The 22,127-nt window shown below is 56.6% G+C and carries 18 protein-coding genes and 1 pseudogene; 14 read left to right on the forward strand and 5 right to left on the reverse strand.

Going from position 1 to position 22,127, the window contains the following annotated elements:
• Positions 1-55 precede the first annotated feature (55 nt).
• The 8 genes from flhF to OM794_RS00520 are packed head-to-tail and all read left to right on the forward strand — an operon-like array spanning position 56 to position 7,561.
• Complete coding sequence (flhF, locus tag OM794_RS00485) at positions 56-2,236, forward strand: flagellar biosynthesis protein FlhF (RefSeq protein ID WP_226250547.1); 2,181 nt, start codon at positions 56-58, stop codon at positions 2,234-2,236.
• A complete protein-coding gene (locus tag OM794_RS00490) occupies positions 2,233-2,805 on the forward strand; it encodes a hypothetical protein (protein WP_226250548.1) in 573 nt (190 codons plus the stop codon). The genes flhF and OM794_RS00490 overlap by 4 nt, the downstream gene beginning before the upstream one ends.
• Before the next feature lie 25 nt (positions 2,806-2,830).
• Positions 2,831-3,259, forward strand: a complete 429-nt coding sequence (locus OM794_RS00495; RefSeq protein ID WP_226250549.1) for a flagellar protein FlhE — start codon at positions 2,831-2,833, stop codon at positions 3,257-3,259.
• A gap of 26 nt (positions 3,260-3,285) precedes the next feature.
• Positions 3,286-3,987 carry an RNA polymerase sigma factor FliA gene (locus OM794_RS00500; RefSeq protein WP_226250550.1) on the forward strand — a complete coding sequence of 234 codons (702 nt, stop codon included), beginning with the start codon at positions 3,286-3,288 and terminating at the stop codon, positions 3,985-3,987.
• 45 nt (positions 3,988-4,032) lie between these two features.
• Positions 4,033-4,854, forward strand: a complete 822-nt coding sequence (locus OM794_RS00505) for a motility protein A (RefSeq protein WP_226250551.1) — start codon at positions 4,033-4,035, stop codon at positions 4,852-4,854.
• A gap of 6 nt (positions 4,855-4,860) precedes the next feature.
• On the forward strand, positions 4,861-5,535 hold the full coding sequence (locus tag OM794_RS00510; RefSeq protein WP_226250552.1) for a flagellar motor protein MotB: 675 nt from the start codon (positions 4,861-4,863) through the stop codon (positions 5,533-5,535).
• A 23-nt stretch (positions 5,536-5,558) separates the two neighbouring features.
• A complete protein-coding gene (locus OM794_RS00515) occupies positions 5,559-6,896 on the forward strand; it encodes a GAF domain-containing protein (RefSeq protein ID WP_226250553.1) in 1,338 nt (445 codons plus the stop codon).
• Between the two features lie 50 nt (positions 6,897-6,946).
• Positions 6,947-7,561 (forward strand): GGDEF domain-containing protein, encoded by a 615-nt coding sequence (locus tag OM794_RS00520; protein ID WP_226250554.1) that lies wholly within the window; start codon positions 6,947-6,949, stop codon positions 7,559-7,561.
• 10 nt (positions 7,562-7,571) lie between these two features.
• Here the strand turns inward: OM794_RS00520 and OM794_RS00525 are convergent, their stop codons facing one another.
• Positions 7,572-8,162, reverse strand: coding sequence for a hypothetical protein (locus OM794_RS00525; protein WP_413229702.1), 591 nt, complete (start codon positions 8,160-8,162; stop codon positions 7,572-7,574).
• Positions 8,163-8,380: 218 nt separating this feature from the next.
• On the opposite strand from OM794_RS00525, the gene OM794_RS00530 reads away from it, so the two are divergent.
• Entirely contained in the window at positions 8,381-11,623 is a 3,243-nt protein-coding gene (locus tag OM794_RS00530; RefSeq protein ID WP_226250555.1) for an LAGLIDADG family homing endonuclease, read from the forward strand.
• A 72-nt stretch (positions 11,624-11,695) separates the two neighbouring features.
• Complete coding sequence (locus OM794_RS00535) at positions 11,696-12,484, forward strand: ribonucleoside-diphosphate reductase (RefSeq protein ID WP_226250556.1); 789 nt, start codon at positions 11,696-11,698, stop codon at positions 12,482-12,484.
• 35 nt (positions 12,485-12,519) lie between these two features.
• Here OM794_RS00535 and OM794_RS00540 read toward each other — a convergent pair whose 3' ends face one another.
• Entirely contained in the window at positions 12,520-13,278 is a 759-nt protein-coding gene (locus OM794_RS00540) for a Crp/Fnr family transcriptional regulator (RefSeq protein ID WP_226250557.1), read from the reverse strand.
• Between the two features lie 109 nt (positions 13,279-13,387).
• A complete protein-coding gene (uvrA, locus tag OM794_RS00545) occupies positions 13,388-16,258 on the reverse strand; it encodes an excinuclease ABC subunit UvrA (RefSeq protein WP_226250558.1) in 2,871 nt (956 codons plus the stop codon).
• Positions 16,259-16,451: 193 nt separating this feature from the next.
• Here uvrA and OM794_RS00550 point away from each other — a divergent pair, with 193 nt between their 5' ends.
• From OM794_RS00550 to OM794_RS00565, 4 genes and pseudogenes are all read left to right on the forward strand, one after another.
• Positions 16,452-17,831 carry an MFS transporter gene (locus OM794_RS00550; RefSeq protein ID WP_226250559.1) on the forward strand — a complete coding sequence of 460 codons (1,380 nt, stop codon included), beginning with the start codon at positions 16,452-16,454 and terminating at the stop codon, positions 17,829-17,831.
• 74 nt (positions 17,832-17,905) lie between these two features.
• A pseudogene (gene ssb, locus OM794_RS00555) lies at positions 17,906-18,549 on the forward strand (single-stranded DNA-binding protein).
• Positions 18,550-18,601: 52 nt separating this feature from the next.
• Entirely contained in the window at positions 18,602-19,492 is an 891-nt protein-coding gene (locus OM794_RS00560; RefSeq protein ID WP_226250561.1) for a sugar nucleotide-binding protein, read from the forward strand.
• Positions 19,489-20,223, forward strand: coding sequence for a lysophospholipid acyltransferase family protein (locus OM794_RS00565; protein ID WP_226250562.1), 735 nt, complete (start codon positions 19,489-19,491; stop codon positions 20,221-20,223). Before OM794_RS00560 ends, OM794_RS00565 begins: the two co-directional genes overlap by 4 nt.
• Before the next feature lie 90 nt (positions 20,224-20,313).
• Here OM794_RS00565 and fabB read toward each other — a convergent pair whose 3' ends face one another.
• A complete protein-coding gene (gene fabB, locus OM794_RS00570; protein ID WP_226250563.1) occupies positions 20,314-21,531 on the reverse strand; it encodes a beta-ketoacyl-ACP synthase I in 1,218 nt (405 codons plus the stop codon).
• A gap of 13 nt (positions 21,532-21,544) precedes the next feature.
• Positions 21,545-22,060, reverse strand: coding sequence for a 3-hydroxyacyl-[acyl-carrier-protein] dehydratase FabA (gene fabA / locus OM794_RS00575; RefSeq protein ID WP_226250564.1), 516 nt, complete (start codon positions 22,058-22,060; stop codon positions 21,545-21,547).
• Positions 22,061-22,127: the final 67 nt, after the last annotated feature.

Below are 22,127 nucleotides of genomic sequence, written 5' to 3' on the forward strand. Positions count from 1 at the left end.
GACACGCCGTGGTAGGCTAGCGTTGACCATTTCCAGAATAGGCAAAAGGTAAATCATGAGCGTTAGACGTTTCGTGGGAGCCAATAGTCGTGATGTGATGCGCCAAGTGCGTGAAACGCTCGGAGAAGACGCCTTGATTGTGGCCAATCGGCGTACCGAAGGGGGCGTTGAAATTTTGGCCATGGCGGATGAAGCCATTGACCACTTTGAACCTTCACCGGAACCCGCACCCACCGAAACGCCGCCACCTCCGACACAAGACCCCATGCAGGCGATGAGTGAGCGCTTACTACGGGAAATGCAGGATATGCGAGCGCTGCTGGCAAACAGCCAGTCAGCCCATGCTGCTTCACCAACGCCAGCGGCGCCCACCGGTACGGCTGCGAGGCTGCGCCAACTGTTATGGAATGTCGGTTTTAGCAGTGAGCTCACCGATGAGCTGCTGGTGGGAATGCCCGGATCGCTCGCCAGATTAGACGGCAACAGTGAAGCGCCGCTGCAGTGGCTGCGCCAGCAATTGATGGATCGTCTCTGCGTGTTGAGCGATGAGCCAAGCTTTTTTGATCAAACCGGGATTGTCGCCCTGGTGGGGCCCACGGGGGTGGGCAAAACCACTACCACTGCCAAGCTTGCCGCCCGTTTTGTGATGCGTCACGGTACCCGCCCGGTAGCGCTGGTCACCACTGATAGCTTCCGGATTGGTGCCCATGAGCAGCTGCGCATCTATGCACGCCTGCTGGACACCCCGATGTACGCGCTGGATGCAGAGCAACCCATCGACGATTTGCTGGGCCGCCTGCAGGGCAAGCAGTGGGTGATTATCGATACCGTAGGTATGAGTCAGCGTGACCAACGAGTGATCGAACAGATTGCCCACCTCCAGGGCGGACGTTCGCGGGTGCGTTTGGTGCTGCTGCTTAATGCCGCCAGCCAGCCGGAAACCCTCGAGGAAGTTGTGCTGCGCTATCGTCAAGCCGCGCGAGCGGCGGGCGCAGAGTTAGATGACTGCATTATTACCAAGCAGGATGAGGCGGGGCGTCTGGCACCAGTGTTAGACATTATTATGCGCCACGGGATGCGCGTGCTGTTCGGTTCCAATGGTCAGCAGGTGCCCGAAGATATGGTGATAGCAGCCCCTGGCGCGCTAGTGGATCAAGCACTGAGTACGGCAACACCACAGCGTGAGGGGGCGCAACGTGCGGATGTCCCGATGGGGATGCCGCGCTGGTCGCGGGATGTGCTGGGACAGGGGCGTCGTTTATCATCGTTACTGGCGAGATTGCGCCAACGCGTCACAGGGTTTGCGGCATTAGAAGAGATCTGGGACTTAGCCTCGCTACCTAGCCGTGTGCAGGAAACGCGCCTGGACGCGCTGCTCGCCGGTTACCCAGCGACGGATACCACCTTAGGCATGGCATGGGCTCCTCGGCGTAATGAGCGCGGCTGCGATTGGGCAATGCCCGACATTGGGCTGGACACAAATGGTGCCTGGTTAGCGCTACCCTGGCTGCAGCATCGCCATCCTGCAGGGTGGCAACCGCGCATGGCCGCGTTGTCTTCATCAAGCGGTGTCGCGGTGCACTTGCTACCGCGTTTTCCCGAATCGGATGCGCTAGCGTGGCTAGAAGCCGAGCATTTGACCTGGGTCAGCCAAGTCCCCCCCAGTCATCGGGTACTCTTTCACCACGAGCGCCAGACGATCCGTCAGCTGTTTAATGACAGTGTGCTTACGCACCATGTGGGCGTACGTTTTCGCGGCCAATCGGTGCAGCTATGGACCGCCTACGCTGAAGTTGAGGACGCCAGCGGCTGTGCTCTGCTCGCCTGGTACGGGGAGGTACGCGATCCGGAAAGCGCCAAAGTGGTGGTGCGCCGCTACTGGCTTACCCCAGCTCGGTTAGGGGCCGAGGTGCTCTCACTGCTGTTAACCCAGCTGCAAAGCGAAGGCTTGGCTGCCTTGACCCGGCGCGCGTGGCAGCAGCTAAAAGAGGCTGATAGCGGTGATTTAAATGCGGAAGTTCGCCTGTTAATGGCCAGCGGTGTGGCGTCAGTCGCCGGCCATCTCGATATTGCCGATGATGAGGAGGCGCAGACGCTGCGTGGCGATCTCCTCAATCTACTAGGGGCTAGTCGCCGTCGCCGCGATACCGGCATGCTCGATGCGTTGATCTATGCCTTTATGGCGCGGGATGCGATTCGTCAAATGGGCAGTGTGAGTCGAGAGGGTGTGGCGTGAGCGAACAGGATCAAGCCTCGGGACTGCGCAAGTGGGCAAACTTGCAGCGCCAACAGCAGCAGGCGGAGGGTGCTGTTGATGCGGCGGCAGCAGAGCATGTCCCCGAGCCTGAGCAGTCCTCATCTTTCTTAATGCCAACGACCACCGCGGTGGAAGCGCCAACAACGTTGGCGCCGCCCAAACCTAAAATCCCACTTGTGGTGGTTGGACTACCCGGTAGTGGTGCCGTGCACGTTAATAAGGTTAAAGCACGCCTCGGTCAGTGGTCAGCGCTAGGTCGCCACTGGGCCGGTCACCCTGATGATTGGGACATTCGAATCGTCATGGCGGAAACGTCCGACCTTGCTCAGCTTCGCGAGCAATACAGCCGTTGGGCGCTATGGATCAGTAGCGATGCCGATACCTTCGCTGTCATGTTCCGTACCTTGCGACAGCTCCATGAACGTGGCGGACCGCGTCGTTTACTAGCGCTCCATGAGCCGCACTTGCCGCGTCAAGGGCTGCTCAATAACTTGCGTGAAGCTGCTGATTACTACTTAAATATGGAGTTACTGGTACTTGCACGATGAGCATACTCTGCCGAGGAGACTAAGCATGCTAAGCTGGCTATTAAGAGTGAGGCTGCCACGGGTCTTAGTACTGATGGCAGGGGGGCTAATCGCAGGATTAACAGGGAGTGCCCAGGCGGCACCCGGTAGCTGGAGCAGCCAGATACCAGGGCTGATGGTGGCAATGAGTGATCGGGCAAGCAGTAGTAAAACAGCTTCCCCACCCGCTGTCGGAAACCTTCAATCAGGCCAGCTTGGGCGTATACAGTGGCAATTTCAGCATCCACCCGGTGCACTATTAAACGCTTGGCTCTGCCATCCTGAGCAGTGTGTTGCATTAACTGGTATGCGGGGTTCTACCACTGCGCTTGAGGGGCGGGCTGCCGATGCGCCACTGCATTTTCGCTTCGCCTTGCGCCCAGGCCAGCGGCCTGTACGTGTGCAGGGGTTGCAATTGATTGTGAACTATCAGTGAAGGCTGATTAGCCGCGAGGCGAGAATATGTACACAGCACAGGGCAGGATTAAACAAAATGAGCTGTTGACGCAATACATGCCACTGGTGCGACGTCAGGCCTTAACATTACAGGTTCGATTGCCGGCGAGTATTGAGCTCGATGACCTTATTCAGGCCGGGATGGTGGGGCTGCTCGAGGCGCTGGGCCGTTTCGATGCTACCCAGGGCGCGACGTTCGCGACCTTTGCCAGTCAGCGTATTCGCGGCGCCATGATGGATGAGTTACGTACCCGCGACTGGCTGCCCCGCAGCGTGCGCCGTTCAGCGCGCGCGGTGGACAGCGCCGTTCGCCAATTAGAGCAATTGTTAGGGCGCGCCCCGGAAGAGAACGAAATCGCTCAACACCTTGAGATGCCGCTGAGTGAGTATCAGCAGCTTCTCAATGACACTAACAGCGGACAACTGCTGCCGTTTGAAGAACTAGTGGCTGATGGCGGAGAGCCTGTCAGTAATGAACTGGGCAATTCACCGTTCGAGCAGTTGCTGGACGGTCAGCAGCGTCAAACGCTGATTGAAGCGATTGAAGCGCTTCCCGAGCGTGAAAAGCTGCTCATGGCGCTGTACTACCAAGAAGAACTCAACCTCAAGGAAGTAGGCGCTGTGCTGGGCGTGACGGAATCACGTGTTTCACAACTGCACAGCCAAGCCGTGAGTCGTTTACGCGCGCGTTTACACGACTCGGCATAACGCCAACGTTTTTTTTACTCACTTGTGACCGGCAAGGAGCCGTGGATGAATCCTTCGACGTTGATAGGCATATTTGCCAGCATACTGCTGTTGGTGAGCGTGCTGTTTTTCACAGCAGAGTCCCCGGAAAGCTTTATCAATTTTCCGGGGCTTGCCATCGTGGTGACCGGAACCCTGGCGGCTACCTTTATTAGCTATCCACTGAAAGAGGTGCTCCGGGTTGTACGCTTGGTAGGCCTGGTCTTCAGGCGTGAAAATACCTACATGCGTGACGATATCCGCGAGTTGGTCGATATGTCCCGGCTGTGGTTTAAAGGCGATGTACGCGCGGTCGAGCGCGAGTTGGAGCATACCCGCAATCCGTTTTTACGTACCGGGATCCAACTGGTCATTGCCAATACCAAAGAGGATGAAATTTTTGACATGCTGCGCTGGCGCATTGCCCGCCTTAAAGCCCGTGAGCATGCTGAAGCACAAATTTTCCGTACCATGGCGACCTATGCACCTGCCTTTGGCATGATCGGCACCCTGGTGGGGCTGGTCAACATGCTGGAGGTCATGGACGCTGGCGACTTACAGGTCATTGGCCCGCGCATGGCAGTGGCGCTGCTCACCACCTTCTACGGCATTTTACTCGCCAACTTGGTGTTTAAGCCGATTGCGGTGAAGCTAGAGCGCCGCACCGAAGAGCGGCTGATTACCATGAACATGGTACTGGAGGGTATTTCGCTGATTACCAAGCGTCGCCTACCGTCGTTTATTGAAGAGACCCTCAACTCCTTTGTGGCTAATTACCACGATGAGATCCGTGATAACAGCGTCAAACCCAGGCCTGATTCGTCGGTTAGTTCGGCGGTGAAGGGGTAAGACCAGATGCTTGACCGTGATACACGCCATGCACTGGAAATGACGCCATCGCCAGGCGATGGCGATGAGGGTTGGCTAACCAGCTATTTAGATGTGCTGACGCTGCTCATCACGCTTTTTGTGCTACTGCTTTCCCTGACGCCGCCGGGCGGCGGTGAAGCGGCTGATACTGCTTTCATGCGTTCAGCCAGCGCTGTATCATCACTGCCTCTGGCGTCTCTGGCCACCGGTATCCAGCCCCGCCATTCAGGGGTTCAACCCCAGTTTGACGGGCTCGATATCCCTGGTGTCAGCGTTTCCCAAGGGCGCGAAGGGCTCACGCTCCGCATTGATACCAGCCTTTTATTTCCCAGCGGCCAAGCGGTACTGACGTCCCGTGGGCAAGATGTGATAGAAAGCCTTATCGATGTGCTGACCCGTTTTGACGGTCAGATTTCGGTGGAAGGCCACACCGACAGCGTGCCTATTTCAACGGCCCGCTTCCCCTCTAATTGGGAGCTCTCATCAGCGCGTGCTATTGCTGTGGTGAGGCATTTAGAGCGCCAAGGGTTCAATATCTCTCGTATGCGGGCCGTCGGTTATGCCGACACCCAACCCATGGAACCAAACGCAACGGCGGAGGGCCGCGCTGCCAACCGTCGCGTAGAGCTGTTGCTAAGGCAGCAGGTCGAGGGTGAATAGATTTCGAGGCCACGTTTGTGTCCATGTACCACCCGCGATTGCAGTCGTTTGGAGCCCTGCTGGTCGTCGATGCCGATTGTCGCTGCATCCAAACTACTAGTACTAACTTAACCCGCTTAATTGGTTTTGAGCGCCCTGAACATGGGCAGCTTACGCTAGCCTGCGTGTTGGGGAAACGGCTAAGTCAGCGGGTGCGTCGTGAATTGCAGGGGCAGCAGCGGCTTCCAGGCCCTTTAATGTTTATTCGTTCCAAGCACCGACACGCACGTTTTCAAATCCACGCTTATCGAGCGGGTGAGCAGGTCATTGTCGAGATTGAGCCACTCAACCCCCGTAGTAAGCGTCGTCTGCTGGGTACGGTGACTGAGCGGCTGAGGCATTTGGTTGAAGCGACGCATCAGCAAGAACTCCTCGACTGCCTGGTTAACGCTGTTCAACAGCTCACCGGTCATGATCGTGTCACCGTGTGCCATTTCGATAGCGATTGGCATGGTTTGATGGTCGCAGAAGCATTGGGAAAACGGCTGCCCTCGCTGTTAGGTCAACGCTTTCCTGCCAGCGACTTCCCTGTCGCCTTGCGCAAAAGTTACCAACACTCCCCTGTACGGTTAATTGAAGACGTTAATGCTCCTACTGAAACGCTGATCCCCGCCGTCCCGGGAGCGAGCCTTAACGGTAGTTTTTTACGCGCACCTGCGCCAGAACGGCAGCGCTATTTAAACCGTCTGGGCGTGCGGGGCTCATTCAGTTTAGCCATTCAGGGGGATACCGGCTTATGGGGGCTAGTGTTTTGCCACTCACCTGCGCCGCATTCGGTTGAGCCCCCCGTGCGTGATGCTGTTCGCACCCTCGTACAAATGGCCACCCAACGCATGCTGCTGCTACGGGCGCGTCAAGAAGCCCGCTACCTACAACGGGTTCAGGATAGTCTGGTGCTCAGTGCGCGAGCGCGCAGCGAGCCGCAAAGTCCCCAACAGTTACTTCATGAGCAGGCGGCTATCTGGATGAAGCTGTTTCGCGCCCATGGCGTGGTGCTGTGGGTGAATGGTGGCGCTTATCAAGCGGGTGTGACGCCGACTCCAGAAGCGATAAGCCAGTTTGTGCTGCGCCTGGAAAGAACTCATGTACATAGCGGTCCTTGGTGCACGCGCGAAATCGGCAAAGAGACGTTAACCGCTTCGCTAGCCATGCCCGAGCAGTGTGGGGCTCTAGCAGTGCCGCTGCCAATGAGTTCGACCCAGCGCGCCTGGCTGTTTTTTTTACGCCCTGAGCAGGTGGAAACGCTGTATTGGGCGATGCAGCCTACAACCAACCCTAAACCGGCCGTGATACTGGCTCCGTTGCTTGGTCTGAAGAGGTAGTCGGCAGAAGTGAAGCGTGGCTGCGGGTAGAGCGCTTAGCGGCGGTAGACTTGGGGGAAGACCTGACGCTGGCGATTTCGGCCTATGAAATTAGCTCATTGAATATGCACCTGGAACACGAGCGCAAAGCCCTTGCCGAGGCCAACCAGCGCCTTGAGCAATTAGCCCACTTTGATCCGCTCACCCAGGTGTGGAACCGTTACCGCATTGAAGAGGCGATCAATGCCGAGCTGGTAGCTGCCAAGCGTTACGCCGCCGCCTTTGCCCTGCTCTTGTTCGATGTGGATAACTTTAAGCAGATCAACGATGCCCATGGCCATAGCGTGGGGGACGAGGTGCTAGTGGCTCTGGCGCGCTTAGTGGAAAGCTCGCTGCGGGGTTGCGACCATCTGGGGCGCTGGGGAGGCGAAGAGTTTATTGTGCTGGCGACCCATTCCGAGGTTGGCGCCGCCATTGGCCTGGCCGAGCGGCTGCGCTCGCTGGTAGCAGAGCTGCGTATAGAGGGGCTTGATCAAACGATTACGGTGAGTATCGGTGTCGCCGTTTGGCAGCCGGGTGACAGCTGTAAAACCCTTATTTCCCGGGCCGACAATGCCATGTATCGCGCTAAGCATGGTGGGCGCAATCGCGTTGAGGTGGTGCTAGAGCCTGCTACGGCGCTTTAAAACTCGCACCTTAGTGAGCCCCGCTACCTTCACACTGGGTGAGCATCCGGTTAATCGCCGCGTCGGCGCCCTGCAGACTAAACGTCATATACCAGGGGTCACGCTCTTCCTGGTCAAAGCCAAGAAACAGTTGCTCACCCTGGCGCATATCCGCTAGCAGGGGCTGCATATCGCTGAGGTAAAAGTGGGCATAAAAGCCGTCATCCCCCCGCTCAGTAATAAACTCCGCCATGGTATCAATCACAGGCTGCTCATCAATGCGCAGCCTGGCGGGTACTAAGTTGACTGCGCGGCTTTCCCCCTGCTGCTGTTCAAGGGTGACGCGCATCTCCAGCCAGGGTAAATCGCAAACGCCCGAGGTGGCATTCAGGCTTAGCGTCGCATCCGAGTAGCTGTGGGTTTCCACTGCGCGGTAGTGGCGCTCCCCCCCCAGTGAAAGCGTCATTGACTGCCAATGGTCGTGGATGACCACATCGTCGGTATTAAACGTGGCCGCGTTCGCCATGGATGTTGCGACCATCATGGGGACGGCGATGACCATCGCGACTAACCAAGGCGAGTGGAAATGCAGAGCGCGAGTCGTCGTTATGATCTGAGCCATCTAACCAAAATCCTTGGGCGAATAGTCGAAAAAAAACAGTCTATAGCGAGTTACTCGATGACAAAAGTGTAAGGCGCTGATTTTTCTATATATGGTAGGAAATTTTGAAAAAAGTGCCGTATGTGGTTGGAAGTCGGGTCTATACTTCACTCCGATGCCACGTATAGTGGCTTTGATTTGAGCCCAATAGTCACCCCGCTGTGAAGGAGTTTCGCGATATGAGCACCGCTGCCAAGGCTATGAAGACCTCTAACGATGTTCCCATGCAGGCCCCCTCGCGGGAGATCTGGGACGCCAAATACCGTCTTAAGGATCGTCATAGCCAACCCGTCGACCAGGACGTCGGTGCTACGTTTGAACGGGTTGCGCGTGCGCTGGCAGCGGTTGAAGGCGATAAAGCGGAAGAGTGGTTGCCCAAATTTCGTTGGGCGCTGGAAAATGGTGCCATTCCTGCCGGTCGTATTCTTTCCAATGCGGGGGCTGAGTCCTATAAGCCTGCGGTGAGCCTGATTAACTGCACCGTCTCCCGCACCATCCGCGACTCCATGCGCGATATTCTAGACTCGGTGGTTGATGCGGGGATGACGCTGAAATCCGGCGCAGGCATCGGCTACGACTTCTCGACGCTGCGCCACAAAGGCGCGTTCGTCTTCGGCGCTGGCGCGGGCACTAACGGCCCACTGGCGTTTATGGATATCTACGACAAGATGTGTTTCACCGTCGCCTCTGCCGGTGGCCGCCGTGGCGCCCAGATGGGCACCTTTGATGTGGGCCACCCGGATGTGCGCGAGTTTATACAGGCTAAGCGCGAGTCGGGGCGCCTACGCCAGTTCAACCTTAGCCTGCTGATCACCGATGAGTTTATGGAAGCGGTCAAGAACAATACCGACTGGCCGCTGGCTTTTCCGCTGCACCCCGGTGAGAAAGAGGACGTTAAAGCGGAAGACCTGGTCTACCGAGACTGGCCGGTGGTTGAAGAAGGCTACACGGTAGACGCTGAGGGCCGAGTTGCCTGTCGCATAGTGGAAGTGATTAAAGCGCGGGAGTTGTGGGACACCATTATGTCCTCCACCTACGACTACGCCGAGCCGGGCTTTATCCTGATCGACCAGGTCAACCGCATGAACAATAACTGGTTCTGCGAAGATATTCGTGCCACCAACCCCTGTGTGACAGCGGATACTTGGATTCATACGTCGGAGGGGCCGCGTCAGGTTTCGCAGCTTATTGGCCAGCCTTTTACGGCAATCATTGATGGCCAAGCTTATCAAAGTGGCTCTGATGGCTTCTTTTTAACAGCTCAAAAACCTGTGATTCGTCTGCAAACGGCTGAAGGTTATGCGCTCAAGTTGACCAGTGACCATCGGGTGCGTCGTGTGTCAGCCTTTACTAGATATCGCACAGAAACCGAGTGGTGTGCCGCAGGCGATCTGCAGGTTGGTGATCGCGTGCTACTCAATGATCATCGCGATGCTCCCGAGTGGGGGGGCAGGCTTAATGAAGCACAAGGGTATCTGTTGGGGCTGCTCGTCGGTGATGGCACGCTCAAAGCTGACAAAGCGGTTTTATCTGTGTGGCCGCAAGCAGCGGTTGCTAACGGTAGCGACAACTTTTTCGGGAAGGCTGTCAGTTCCATAATGGCGCTAGCAGAAGAGGCTGCAAAAAGCCTTCCTCATCGTGCGGATTTCGCAGGTTGGCAGAAGGTAAGTGGCCGTAACGAATACCGTCTTTCAACCGCGGCACTACGAAATCTGGCGATAGAAATGGGCATGCAGCCCGGCAATAAGGCGATTACACCTGAGCTGGAACAGGCGTCGTCGGAAGGTTATGTGGGCTTTTTGCGTGGCTTTTTTGATGCAGATGGATCGGTTCAAGGTACTCAAGAAAAAGGTGTGAGTGTTCGCTTGGCTCAGTCCGATCTTGCTCGCCTTGAAGCTGTTCAGCGGATGCTGCAGCGCTTGGGCGTTATCGCCACTCTATATCAAGACAGGCGTAGTGCAGTGAAGCGACATCTTCCTGATGGTAAGGGGGGTCATCGTTCATATAACACCTTGCCTCAACATGAATTAATGATAAGCGGTGATAACCTCCGGCGCTTTGCAGACCTTATTGGTTTTGGCGATCATGATAAGCAGAGTAAGTTGGAAAAATTGCTAGGTAGTTATCAACGTGAGTTGAATCGCGAGCGCTTTGTGGCTCGGGTGGTGGGGCATAAAGAAGTAGGCGTTGAAGAGGTTTACGATGTCCAGATACCTGGAATCAATACATTCGATGCTAATGGCTTTCATGCGCACAATTGTGGCGAACAGCCGTTACCGCCGGAAGGCGCCTGCCTGCTAGGCTCAGTCAATCTGACCAAGTTCGTGATTGACCCCTTTGGCAATGAGCCGCGCTTCGACTGGGAGCGCTACTGCAAAGTGGTGGCGATCTTTACCCGTATGCTCGACAACGTGGTCGAGATTGCTGGCCTGCCGTTGCCCCAGCAGCAACGTGAAATCGAAGCCAAGCGCCGCCACGGTATGGGCTTTTTAGGCTTGGGTTCAACGCTCACCATGCTCAAAATCCCTTACGGTTCCAAGCAGTCGCTGGTATTCACCGATGAGGTGAGTCGCCATTTAGCCATTGAGGGCTGGAAGCAGGCGCTGGAACTGTCGTTAGAGAAAGGCATGGCGCCAGTGCTTGAGCAGGAGCACACCATTACTCCCAAAATGTTGCGCGAGCGGCCTCAGCTGGCCAAAGATGGCTATGAAGTAGGCGATCAGGTGCCGGGACGTATCCTGCACGCCCGTTATAGTCAGTACATGGCTCAAGTGGCCGAGCTTGAGCCGGAGCTGGTGGCCCAGCTGGCCGAGCACGGTGCGCGGTTTACCCATCACAGCTCAATCGCGCCGACCGGTACGATCAGCCTTTCCATGGGTAACAACGCCTCCAACGGTATCGAGCCTTCGTTCTCACACCGCTATTTCCGCAATATTATCCAGTCGGGTAAAAAGACCAAAGAGCAGGTCGAGGTGGTGTCGTTTGAGCTGGCCGCTTACCGTCACTTTATCGCCTCTGACGCAGTGGACAGCGATCTGCCGGACTACTTTGTTACCGCCGATGCCATTTCGCCCGAGCAGCACGTCGCCGTTCAGGCTGCCGCCCAGCACTGGGTCGATTCGGCGATCTCGAAAACGGTTAACGTGCCCACCGAGTTCCCCTTCGAACAGTTCCAGGATCTCTACTTGCAGGCCTATGAAAGCCGCTTGAAGGGCTGCACGACCTTCCGCTTTAACCCGGAAGCCTTCCAGGGCGTTCTGGTGCGCGAAGATGATCTTAAGAACACCACCTACGTATTTGAGCTAGAAAATGGTGAAACCCTGGAGCTGGCCGGGGATGAGAAGGTGGTTTACGACGGCGAAGAGCATAATGCGGCCAATCTGTTCGATGGTTTGAAAGAAGGCACCTACGGCAAATGGTGATGCCGCGTTAAGGGCCACCTATTCATTAACGCACACCTTTGCTAAACGGATGCGAAACGGAGAGATATCCCCATGGCTGTTGAAATTACCTCCAAAATTGTCGGTTACCGGATTAAGCAGCAGGAGCCCGCCGTACCGGTTCCTGAGCTTCAGGACGAAAACCCGCTGACGGTGCGGATTCCTTCCCGCCCAGAAGGTACTCTGGAAGCCGTATCAGAAAAAATCTCGTATGTAGGGGCGGAAGGGCGCAAGAAAGTTTATCTGCTGGTGTCGTTTATGCCGGTGGAGGGCGTGATTGGCGGTAAGCGCGTGGTGATTGAGCGTCCGGTGGAGTTTTTCTTCCCATCGGGCCAGCTCTCCAGTGAGCACCAGTGGATCACTGCCACCATGCGCAGTCTATCACTGGCGGCCCGTGGTGGTTACGTCACCCAGGCGGTGGCAGACCTGCGCAAAGTAGCCTGGGACAAAGGTCTGGTGCGCTGCGGTATGAACCGTTGGAACAAGCCAATGTTCCACGACTCGGAAGTCGCGGCAATCGCCTGGTCGATTCAGCAGATTCTTTATCGCCGCGGTTTTCTGGATCGGGAGGGCAATCAAGTGCCGGTTGAACAGCTGGTAGAGCGCTATGCTCACCGTATGACCCATGGTCATGCTTGGCAACCAGAAGAGGAGGAGGCTACCGATGCTCCCGTTGAGACAGAGGCGGCGGAGCCTATCGGCGAGAAGGCTCAGACGGGAAAAAAGTCTGAAGGCAGTGGCCCAGCCACCGTGGGTAACTGCCCCGAGTGCCGCGGCGAACTCATCATGATGGACGGTTGCCCCACCTGCTACGCCGGCTGCGGCTGGTCTAAGTGTGGTTGAAGGTTGCAACAGTTACAACGACGCCGCGTGCCTTATCAGCACGCGGCTTTTTGCTCACTGTCACCTAATAGGGGGCGAACGTTATCGGTGAGATAGCAGTCGTCAAACTGCCCTTCGGCACTTAGCGCTGATAAGTCAGGAATCGTTAAGTGGTGGCGATCACGAAACACCAACCCATCCTCGCTGAGTGCGGTAAAGGTGCGGCTAACGTGAACCGGGCTAAGCCCCAGCACATCGGCCAACTGCTCCTGGGAGAGCGGCAAGCGGAACTGGTTGCTAATATCCGGGTTGGTTTGGCGCAGCCTTAAATACATCTCATAAAGGAAATGCGCCATTTTTTGCCGGGCGCTGCGCCTGGCCAAGGTAACCAGCCGTTCGGTCATTAACGCCTGTTGGCGGCTGCCAATCGCAAACATAACCGAGGTGAGCGGGAGCGATTGGCGGAATATTTCCAGCATACGTTTGTGCGGGAAGTGGCAAATTACGCCGTCATCAATCATTCGCACGTTCTCAAGCCGCTGCGAAAAGGCAAACTCGCGCAGGCCGATAATATCTCCGGGCAGGAACACCTCCAGAATCTGACGATCGCCGTTTTCCAGATGACGGTAGGAGTAGGCCCAGCCACTTTTCAGCGTACAGAATTCATTAGCTGGCGCACCCATTTCCCACAGAATGGTGCCCGACTTAATATCGGTTGGGCTCTCCTCTAGTGTTATGAGCAGTTTTTTCTCATCTTCGCTTAGCGAACAGTAGTGACTAAAGTGCTTAATAATACAGCTGTTTTCCTGGCCCACGACATATTCCTCCAGCAGAAGATTGGATAATACTGCTAACGATTATCTGCTCGCCACTATAAACCGTGTGGCCACCTACTACGTTGCCCAAAATTACTAAATAGCCCTGCTAATTAGTCTGAGGGTGGGCAGGTTCGCGCTTCGTCGCTCGATTACCTCGCGCCAGCAGTGGTGCCAAGAAGCGGCCAGTATGCGAGACGTCCTGTTTGGCGATCTGCTCCGGCGTGCCCTCGGCGATGATCTGCCCACCACCTGACCCCCCTTCGGGGCCAAGATCGACGATCCAGTCGGCGGTTTTGATCACATCCAGATTGTGTTCAATGACCACAATGGTGTTGCCATGATCACGCAGGCGATGGAGTACCGTCAGCAGCTGGCGAATATCTTCAAAGTGTAACCCGGTGGTCGGCTCATCCAGGATATATAGCGTCTTACCGGTATCACGCTTGGCCAGTTCACGGGCGAGTTTAACCCGCTGCGCTTCGCCGCCGGAAAGGGTCGTTGCGCTCTGTCCCAGGCGGATATAGGAGAGTCCCACATCCAGCAGGGTTTGCAGGCGACGGGCAATGGCCGGTACCGGGCTAAAAAATTCCAGCGCATCTTCCACGGTCATGGCCAGCACTTCGTGAATGGTTTTCCCCTTGTAGTGGATATCCAGGGTTTCACGATTATAGCGCTTGCCTTTACACACGTCGCAGGGCACATAGATATCCGGTAGAAAGTGCATCTCTACCTTGATCATACCTTCGCCCTGGCACGCCTCACAGCGCCCACCCTTAACGTTAAAGCTAAAACGGCCAGGCTTATAGCCCCGGGAGCGCGCTTCCTGGGTGCCCGCAAACAGCTCGCGAATGGGGGTGAATATACCCGTGTAGGTGGCCGGGTTGGAGCGCGGCGTGCGGCCAATCGGACTCTGATCAATATCGATCACTTTATCGAGCTGGGCGAGCCCTTCGATCTTTTCATAAGGAGCGGCGGTCAGCGTGGTGGCACGGTTTAATTCGCGGGCAGCAATCGGCATTAAAGTGCCGTTGATCAGCGTCGATTTACCCGAGCCCGAAACCCCGGTAATGGCGATGAACAGCCCCAGGGGCAGGCTCAGCGTGACGTTCTGCAGGTTGTTGCCGGTGGCGCCGCGCAGGATCAACTGCTTTTCCGGGTTGCCGGGAATGCGGTAGGGCGGTACGGCGATTTCCCGGGTACCGGATAAATATTGCCCGGTCAGCGAGCTGGGATTGTCCATCACGTCTTGCGGGGTGCCCTGGGCGACAATTTCACCGCCGTGGACGCCGGCACCTGGGCCGATATCCAGGACGTGATCAGCGGCGCGAATGGCGTCCTCATCGTGCTCGACCACAATCACGGTATTGCCCAAATCCCGCAGCCGCTCAAGGGTTTTCAGCAGTCGGTCATTGTCGCGCTGGTGCAAGCCAATCGACGGCTCATCGAGAATATACATGACCCCGACCAGGCCAGCGCCAATCTGGCTGGCTAAACGAATACGCTGGGCTTCACCGCCAGAAAGGGTATCGGCACTGCGCTCCAGATTGAGGTAGTCCAGCCCCACATTGACCAGAAACTCCAGCCGGGCATGAATCTCGTGGACGATTTTATCGGCGATCTCACCTTTGCGGCCCGGCAGGCTTAGATCGGCAAAGTAGCGCCACGCTTCACCAATCGGGAAGCGCACTATTTCGGCGATATTGTGATCGTCCACGTAGACATGGCGCGACTCTTTACGCAGTCGCGAGCCGTTACAGGTCGCGCAGGGCTGCACGGCGATGTATTTGACCAGGTCATCGCGCACCATGTTGGATTCAGTTTCACGATAGCGGCGCTGCATATTGGGCAAAACGCCTTCGAAAGCGTGCTCGCGGGTGACTTTACGGCCCCGGTCGCCCACATAGACAAACGGAATCTGCTCATTGCCGCTACCGTTGAGGATAACCTCCTGCTGGTGGTGGGCGAGCTCTTGCCAGGGCGTTTCCAGCTCAAAGCCGTAGTGCTTGGCAAGCGCCTGGAGCTGGGTGAAGTAGTAAATATTGCGCCGATCCCAGCCTTTGATGACGCCTTCGGCAAGCGATAGCTCAGGATGGCTGATGAGCTTATCGGGGTCGAAGTATTGCTGTACACCCAGGCCATCGCAGGTGGGACAGGCGCCCGCCGGGTTGTTGAACGAAAACATGCGCGGTTCGAGTTCAGCCAGCGAGTAGCCGCATACCGGGCAGGCAAAGCGTGACGAGAAAGCAATATCGTCGCGTTCACCGTCCATAAAGTGGATCATGGCGGTGCCGTCGGCGAGGTTCAGCGCGGTTTCAAAGGACTCCGCCAGACGTTGGGCGAGATCATCACGCACCTTGAAACGGTCGACCACCACGCTGATATCGTGCTTTTTTCGCTTATCCAGCGGGGCGATGTCGTCCAGCTCGAGCACCTGGCCGTCGACCAGGGCGCGCACGAAGCCCTGGGCACGCAGCTCGGCCAGTAGCTGTAAATGTTCGCCTTTGCGACCTTTGACCACCGGCGCCAGCAGCATAAGCTTGGTGCCTTCGGCAAGGTTCATGACCTGATCGACCATCTGCGAGATGGTCTGTGCTTCCAAGTCTTCGCCATGCTCTGGGCAGCGGGGTGTCCCGGCACGGGCAAACAGCAGGCGCAGGTAGTCGTAAATTTCGGTGATGGTGCCCACGGTTGAGCGTGGGTTGTGGGAGGTGGACTTCTGCTCAATAGAGATCGCAGGTGATAGCCCTTCGATGTGATCCACATCGGGCTTTTCCATCATCGACAGAAACTGGCGCGCGTAGGTGGAGAGCGATTCCACATAGCGGCGTTGCCCCTCGGCATAAAGGGTGTCGAACGCTAACGACGATTTGCCCGAGCCGGAGAGGCCGGTAATCACAATCAGCTTGTTACGGGGCAGTTCCACATCGATCTGCTTGAGGTTGTGGGTGCGGGCACCCCTGACCAGAATGCTGTCCATCAACACCTCGAATCGCGCGGCAAAAGCGTGATTATACGTTTGTCTGCACCCTCCCGGCAAAACAGCTTTCATAACCCAAGATAACCTGCGGCAACTCGCGACGTTTCCAGCGCCAGCCCAAACCGCTAGAATAGGGGGCTGTCTAAGTCCAAACTGACTCACCCCATGCTTAACCACCATAGAAAAGGGAATTATGCGCAAGGTTTCCGCACTATTGCTGGCCTCTGAACGTCGTGCGATCAGTGGTCTGGCCGGGCTTTACGCATCGCGCATGCTGGGTTTGTTTATGGTGCTGCCAGTGTTGGCGCTGTATGCCGAGACTCTTGAGGGTTCGACCCCGCTACTGGTGGGCGTGGCGCTGGGCATTTATGGCTTAACCCAGGCAACGCTGCAAATCCCGTTTGGCTTACTCTCTGACCGTATTGGTCGTAAGCGGGTAATTGCCATGGGGTTGGTGATATTTGCACTTGGCAGCGTGGTTGCCGCGCTATCCGATACCATTATTGGCGTTATTGCCGGGCGAGCACTGCAGGGTGGGGGGGCTGTGGCCGCGGCGATTATGGCCCTGCTGGCAGATCAAACCCGCGAGGAGATTCGTACGGCCGCCATGGCCACGATAGGGCTCTCCATTGGCGTATCGTTTGCCATTGCCATGGTGCTAGGCCCCTGGCTTGCCGCTTGGGCAGGGCTTGCGGGAATCTTCTGGTTTACCGCACTGCTGACCCTGGTGGGGCTGCTGGTGCTATGGCGTTGGGTGCCTGCTGCACCTCGGCGGCGACGCCACCGCGATGTGGGCATGGATCGCCAGCAGTTTAAAAGCGTGATCACCCGCCCCGATTTATGGCGGCTGGATCTGTCGATTTTTGCCCTGCACTTAGTGCTGATGGCGATATTCGTCGCGGTTCCTTTTCGTCTGCTAAACGCCGGTGTGGCGATTGAGTATCATGGGTTGGCATATCTTGGCATTATGGCGCTATCGTTTGTAGCCATGGTGCCGCTGATCATTGTTGCCGAGAAGCGGCAGCAGATGCGCTTGATGTGCCTGATGGCGATCGGCGCTATTGTGATTAGTCTGGCCGGGCTAGGGCTGCCACTCTCGCCAAGCTATTGGCTGTTTGTATGGCTGTTTGTGTTCTTCACCGGCTTTAACTTGCTAGAAGCGACGCTACCTTCCATGCTCAGCAAGTTGGCCCCGGCAGGGGCCAAAGGTACCGCCATGGGGGTCTACTCCACCAGCCAGTTTTTAGGCGCTTTTTTAGGCGGTACGCTAGGTGGTTTACTGGCGCATTACGGTGGCCTTAACGCAGTCTTTATTGGCTGTGCCGGGCTTGCGCTATGCTGGTGGGTTGCCATGTGGCGGATGCCCTCTCCGCCTCCGCTCTCCAGCGAAGTGGTGGTGCTGCACGAGACTCAGGCAGATGCGCTCGACCTGTTGATGGAACATTTAGCCGATGTGGTCGGCGTCGAAGACGTCATGGTGGTGCCAGAAGAGCGTTTGGTCTATTTAAAGGTGAACCGCCAGCAGCTCGATCAGGCGGCGTTGAACAAGCTTATGGCACCGCCTAAATCTTAATCCAGTCGTCCCCGATGAATGTGCAACGGCGGCTGGCAATAAACGCTATATGACAGCTATTAAAGGAGTGCCTTATGGCTCGCGGCATTAACAAGGTCATTTTGATTGGTAACCTCGGACAGGATCCAGAGGTGCGTTTCACCCCCAGCGGCACCGCCGTGGCCAACCTGAACCTGGCCACCACCGATACCTGGATGGATCGTCAGAGCGGTCAGCGCCAAGAGCGTACCGAGTGGCACCGGGTGGTGATGTTCAATAAAACCGCCGAAATCGCCCAGCAGTACCTGAAAAAAGGCTCCAAGGTCTATATTGAAGGGCGTCTGCAAACCCGTAAGTGGCAAGACCAGAACGGTCAGGATCGCTACTCGACGGAAATCGTCGCCAACGATATGCAGATGCTCGACGGTCGCAGCGGTGACTTCCAGGGCGGCGGCGCTCCGCAGAATAACTATTCTCAGAACGCTCCTCAGAACGCCCCCCAAAATGCACCGGCTCAAAATAGTCCTGCCGCTCATCATCAAGGCGGCTATCCCCCGCAGGGTGGCGCACCCCAAGGCGGTAATCATTACCCCGGCGGGCAGAGTCCGCAACCGCCTCGTCCCGCTCAGCCAGCGCCGCAGCAGGGCAATCAACCGCCACCGCCCAACCAGCAAAACAGCAGTTACGGCGCCCGGATCCGGGTAATTTTGACGACTTCGACGATGAGATTCCGTTCTGAGCGTACTAGTCGTCGCGCAGCGTGGAAGTGTGCGTGATAAGGGAGAGGGGTCTTGAAGCTGCTAATACTGGATGCCGGACACTGCTTAAGCTTGGCATTGGCCCGGGAAGCAAGCCGTCGCGCTGATACAGAGTTAGTCATAGAGCAAGGGACGACCATCACCGCGTCGCGCCTTGAGGCGATAGCGCCTGACGCCGTGATTATTCCACCGTTGGCCCATCCACTAAACATGGCGCCAGCGGATGTGACGGCCCATGCCGATGCGGTAGATAGCTGCTTGGATGCCTGCCAATCACAAGATGTGGCGTTGATATGGTGTGTCTCTGACCAGCTTTACGAAGACGGTTTGGAAGTACCTATTGATGAGCATGTGGTACCTGCGCCGCGGGATGATAGCTTGCGGCGTTTGGTTCAGACCGGTGATCGCATCCGCGCGGAGTTTCAGCGCCATTTAATTGTGCGCTTGGGCCCGCTGTTTGCTTTGGAAGGCAGTCATGCGTGGCTTAATGACATTATTGGTAACTTGGTGGTCGGTAAGGCGGTACGCGCCGCAGAGGATGTGATATTTTGCCCGACCTCTGCCGATGCCGTCGCCATGGCGTTAATTGGCATGCTGCAGCAGCAGGTCAGCGGGGCCAATGCCTGGGGGGCTTATCATCTTGCTGGCACCGAACCGGTCAGTGCCTTTACCTTTACCTCCATGGTGCGTACCCAACTGTTAACACACCTGGAGGGGCGCGGCGAGCAGATTACTCTCGGCGAGGTGCAGCCGCTTAAACACCACCATGATGCTAAGCTGCGGCGTGTCTTAAACTGTCGCCGTGTGTTGGATGTGTTTGGCGTTCATCAGAAACCGTGGCGATTAGAGGCTGGGCGTATGTTAGATGCGTGGTGTTTAACCCGTGAGAGTAATCGTCTCAGCGATACAGGAGCGTCGGCTTGATAAATGTGGTTCGCAGCTTGATTTTTTACGCTGGCTACTTTTTGGCCATGCTAATGATCGGCGTCCTGTTTCTACCCATTGCCCCGTTTCTGCCGCTGTCTGGTCGCTACCGATTACTCAATTTGTATAACTACTTTTTAATGGTGTGGTTTCGTATCGCCTGCGGGGTGCGTTACGACATCCAAGGGCGGGAAAACCTGCCTAGCGGTCCCTGTGTAATCCAAGCTAACCACCAGTGTGAGTGGGAAACCGTATTTCTGCAGGTAATGAAGCCACCGGTGTGTACTGTCCTGAAACGGGAATTGCTGCGCTTACCGATCTTTGGCTGGGGGTTGCGCTTGCTGCGCCCGATTAGTCTGGATCGCTCAAAACCTGCGCGGGCGATGAAGCAAGTACTTACTCAGGGTGTCGAGCGTTTGGGTTCGGGGCTATCGGTACTGATTTTTCCTGAAGGGACACGGGTAGATCCAGGCATCCGCAAACGCTATAACAAAAGTGGCAGCGTCGTGGCGTGTCGGGCAGGGGTGCCGGTCTTGCCGGTGGCGCATAATGCTGGTGAACGCTGGCCAGGACGCCACTGGGTTAAGCAACCAGGCGTTCTGCGTGTGCGCATTGGTAAGCCGATTGAGACAGAGGGGCGTATGCCCGATGAAGTACTTGCAGATGTTGAGGCGTGGATTGAAGCCCAGCTACAAGAAATTTCAGACGTGCCTAGGCCTACCTCTCGCTAGCCGCGTGATGTGACTTCTTGCAATACGAAAATGGCGCCCAAGGGCGCCATTTTCATGCTGCTTTTTCACATGCTTGTCACTGCAACGGCTTTAATCGTTAAAGCGCTGGAACACGAGACACGCATTGGTACCGCCGAAGCCGAAGCTATTGGACAACGCGCGCTCTATCGTCACGTCATCACGACGCTCGGTGACAATATCGAAGCCGTCAGCCTGCTCATCCAAATCGTTGATATTCGCTGAAGCGGCAACAAAGTTGTGCTGCATCATCAGCAGCGAGTAGATCGCTTCCTGCACACCGGTAGCCCCCAGGGAGTGGCCGGTGAGGGATTTGGTCGAGCTCATGGCGGGTGTTGTATTGCCAAACACTTCGCGTATTGCTTTGAGCTCGGCAACATCGCCTACGGGCGTCGAGGTGCCGTGGGTATTGATGTAGTCAATATCACCATCGACCGTTGCCATTGCCTGGCGCATGCAGCGCATAGCCCCTTCGCCCGAAGGAGCGACCATGTCATGGCCGTCAGAGGTGGCGCCGTAACCCACCAGTTCGCCGTAGATCTTGGCGCCGCGGGCCTTGGCATGCTCCAGCTCTTCCAATACCAGCATGCCGCCACCGCCAGCGATAACAAAGCCGTCACGGGCTTGGTCGTAAGGACGCGAGGCCTTCTCAGGGGTGTCGTTATAGTGGGTAGAGAGCGCGCCCATGGCATCAAACAGGCAAGAGAGCGTCCAGTGCTCCTCTTCACCGCCACCGGCAAACACCACATCCTGCTTGTTAAGCTGAATTTGCTCCATCGCACTGCCAATACAGTGTGCAGAGGTCGCACAGGCAGAGGAGATAGAGTAGTTGATGCCTTTGATCTTAAACGGCGTCGCCAAGCACGCTGAAACGGTGCTGCCCATGGTGCGAGTAACGCGGTACGGGCCAACGCGACGTAGGCCTTTTTCACGCAGTACGTCGGCGGCTTCAACCTGGTTAGCGCTTGAAGCACCGCCAGAGCCCGCAATAAGCCCCGTACGCTCGTTGGAGACCTGCTCTTCGCTTAGCCCTGAGTCTTCGATGGCTTGGGCCATAGAAACGTAAGCATAGGCCGCCGCGTCGCCCATAAAGCGGAGCAGTTTGCGGTCAATGAGTGCGTCAAGATCGATATCGACGCTGCCCGCCACATGGCTACGAAAGCCACGCTCGGCATACTCTTCCTTAAAACGAATACCGCTACGCCCCGCTTTGAGCGCATCGAGAACCTGTCGTTGGTCGTTGCCGAGGCACGATACGATGCCAAGGCCGGTGACTACCACTCGTCGCATGGGAGCCTCCTGATTAGAAATTCGCAGTGGAGGTAAATAGGCCAACGCGCAGATCATTAGCCTGATAAATGTCGCGTCCGTCAACGGATACTGTGCCGTCGGCGATACCCAAGATAAGACGTCGGGTAATAATACGCTTAATATTAATGCTATAGGTCACTTTTTGTGCATCCGGCAGAATCTGTCCACTGAATTTCACCTCGCCGCAGCCCAGTGCTCGCCCGCGGCCAGGGTGGCCTAACCAGCCTAAATAGAACCCGACGAGTTGCCACATAGCGTCTAACCCTAAACAGCCAGGCATGACGGGGTCGCCAGGGAAGTGACAATCAAAGAACCACAAGTCAGGCGTGATATCCAGCTCGGCGATCAGTTCGCCCTTGCCGTGCTCACCACCCTCTTCATGGATGTGCTTGATGCGATCAAGCATCAGCATGTTAGGCGCCGGAAGCTGTGCATTGCCGGGGCCGAATAGCTCGCCGCGGGAGCAGGCCAGCAGTTCTTCGCGATCAAAGGAGTGTTGCTTGGTCACTGAATCGTTCCGAATATCAAATTGGTTGTGAGGCTAGTCTACTTCCCGAAACCGCTGAATGCACGTA

Source organism: Halomonas sp. BDJS001 (genome assembly GCF_026104355.1).
In the GTDB taxonomy this organism is placed as follows: Bacteria; Pseudomonadota; Gammaproteobacteria; order Pseudomonadales; family Halomonadaceae; genus Vreelandella.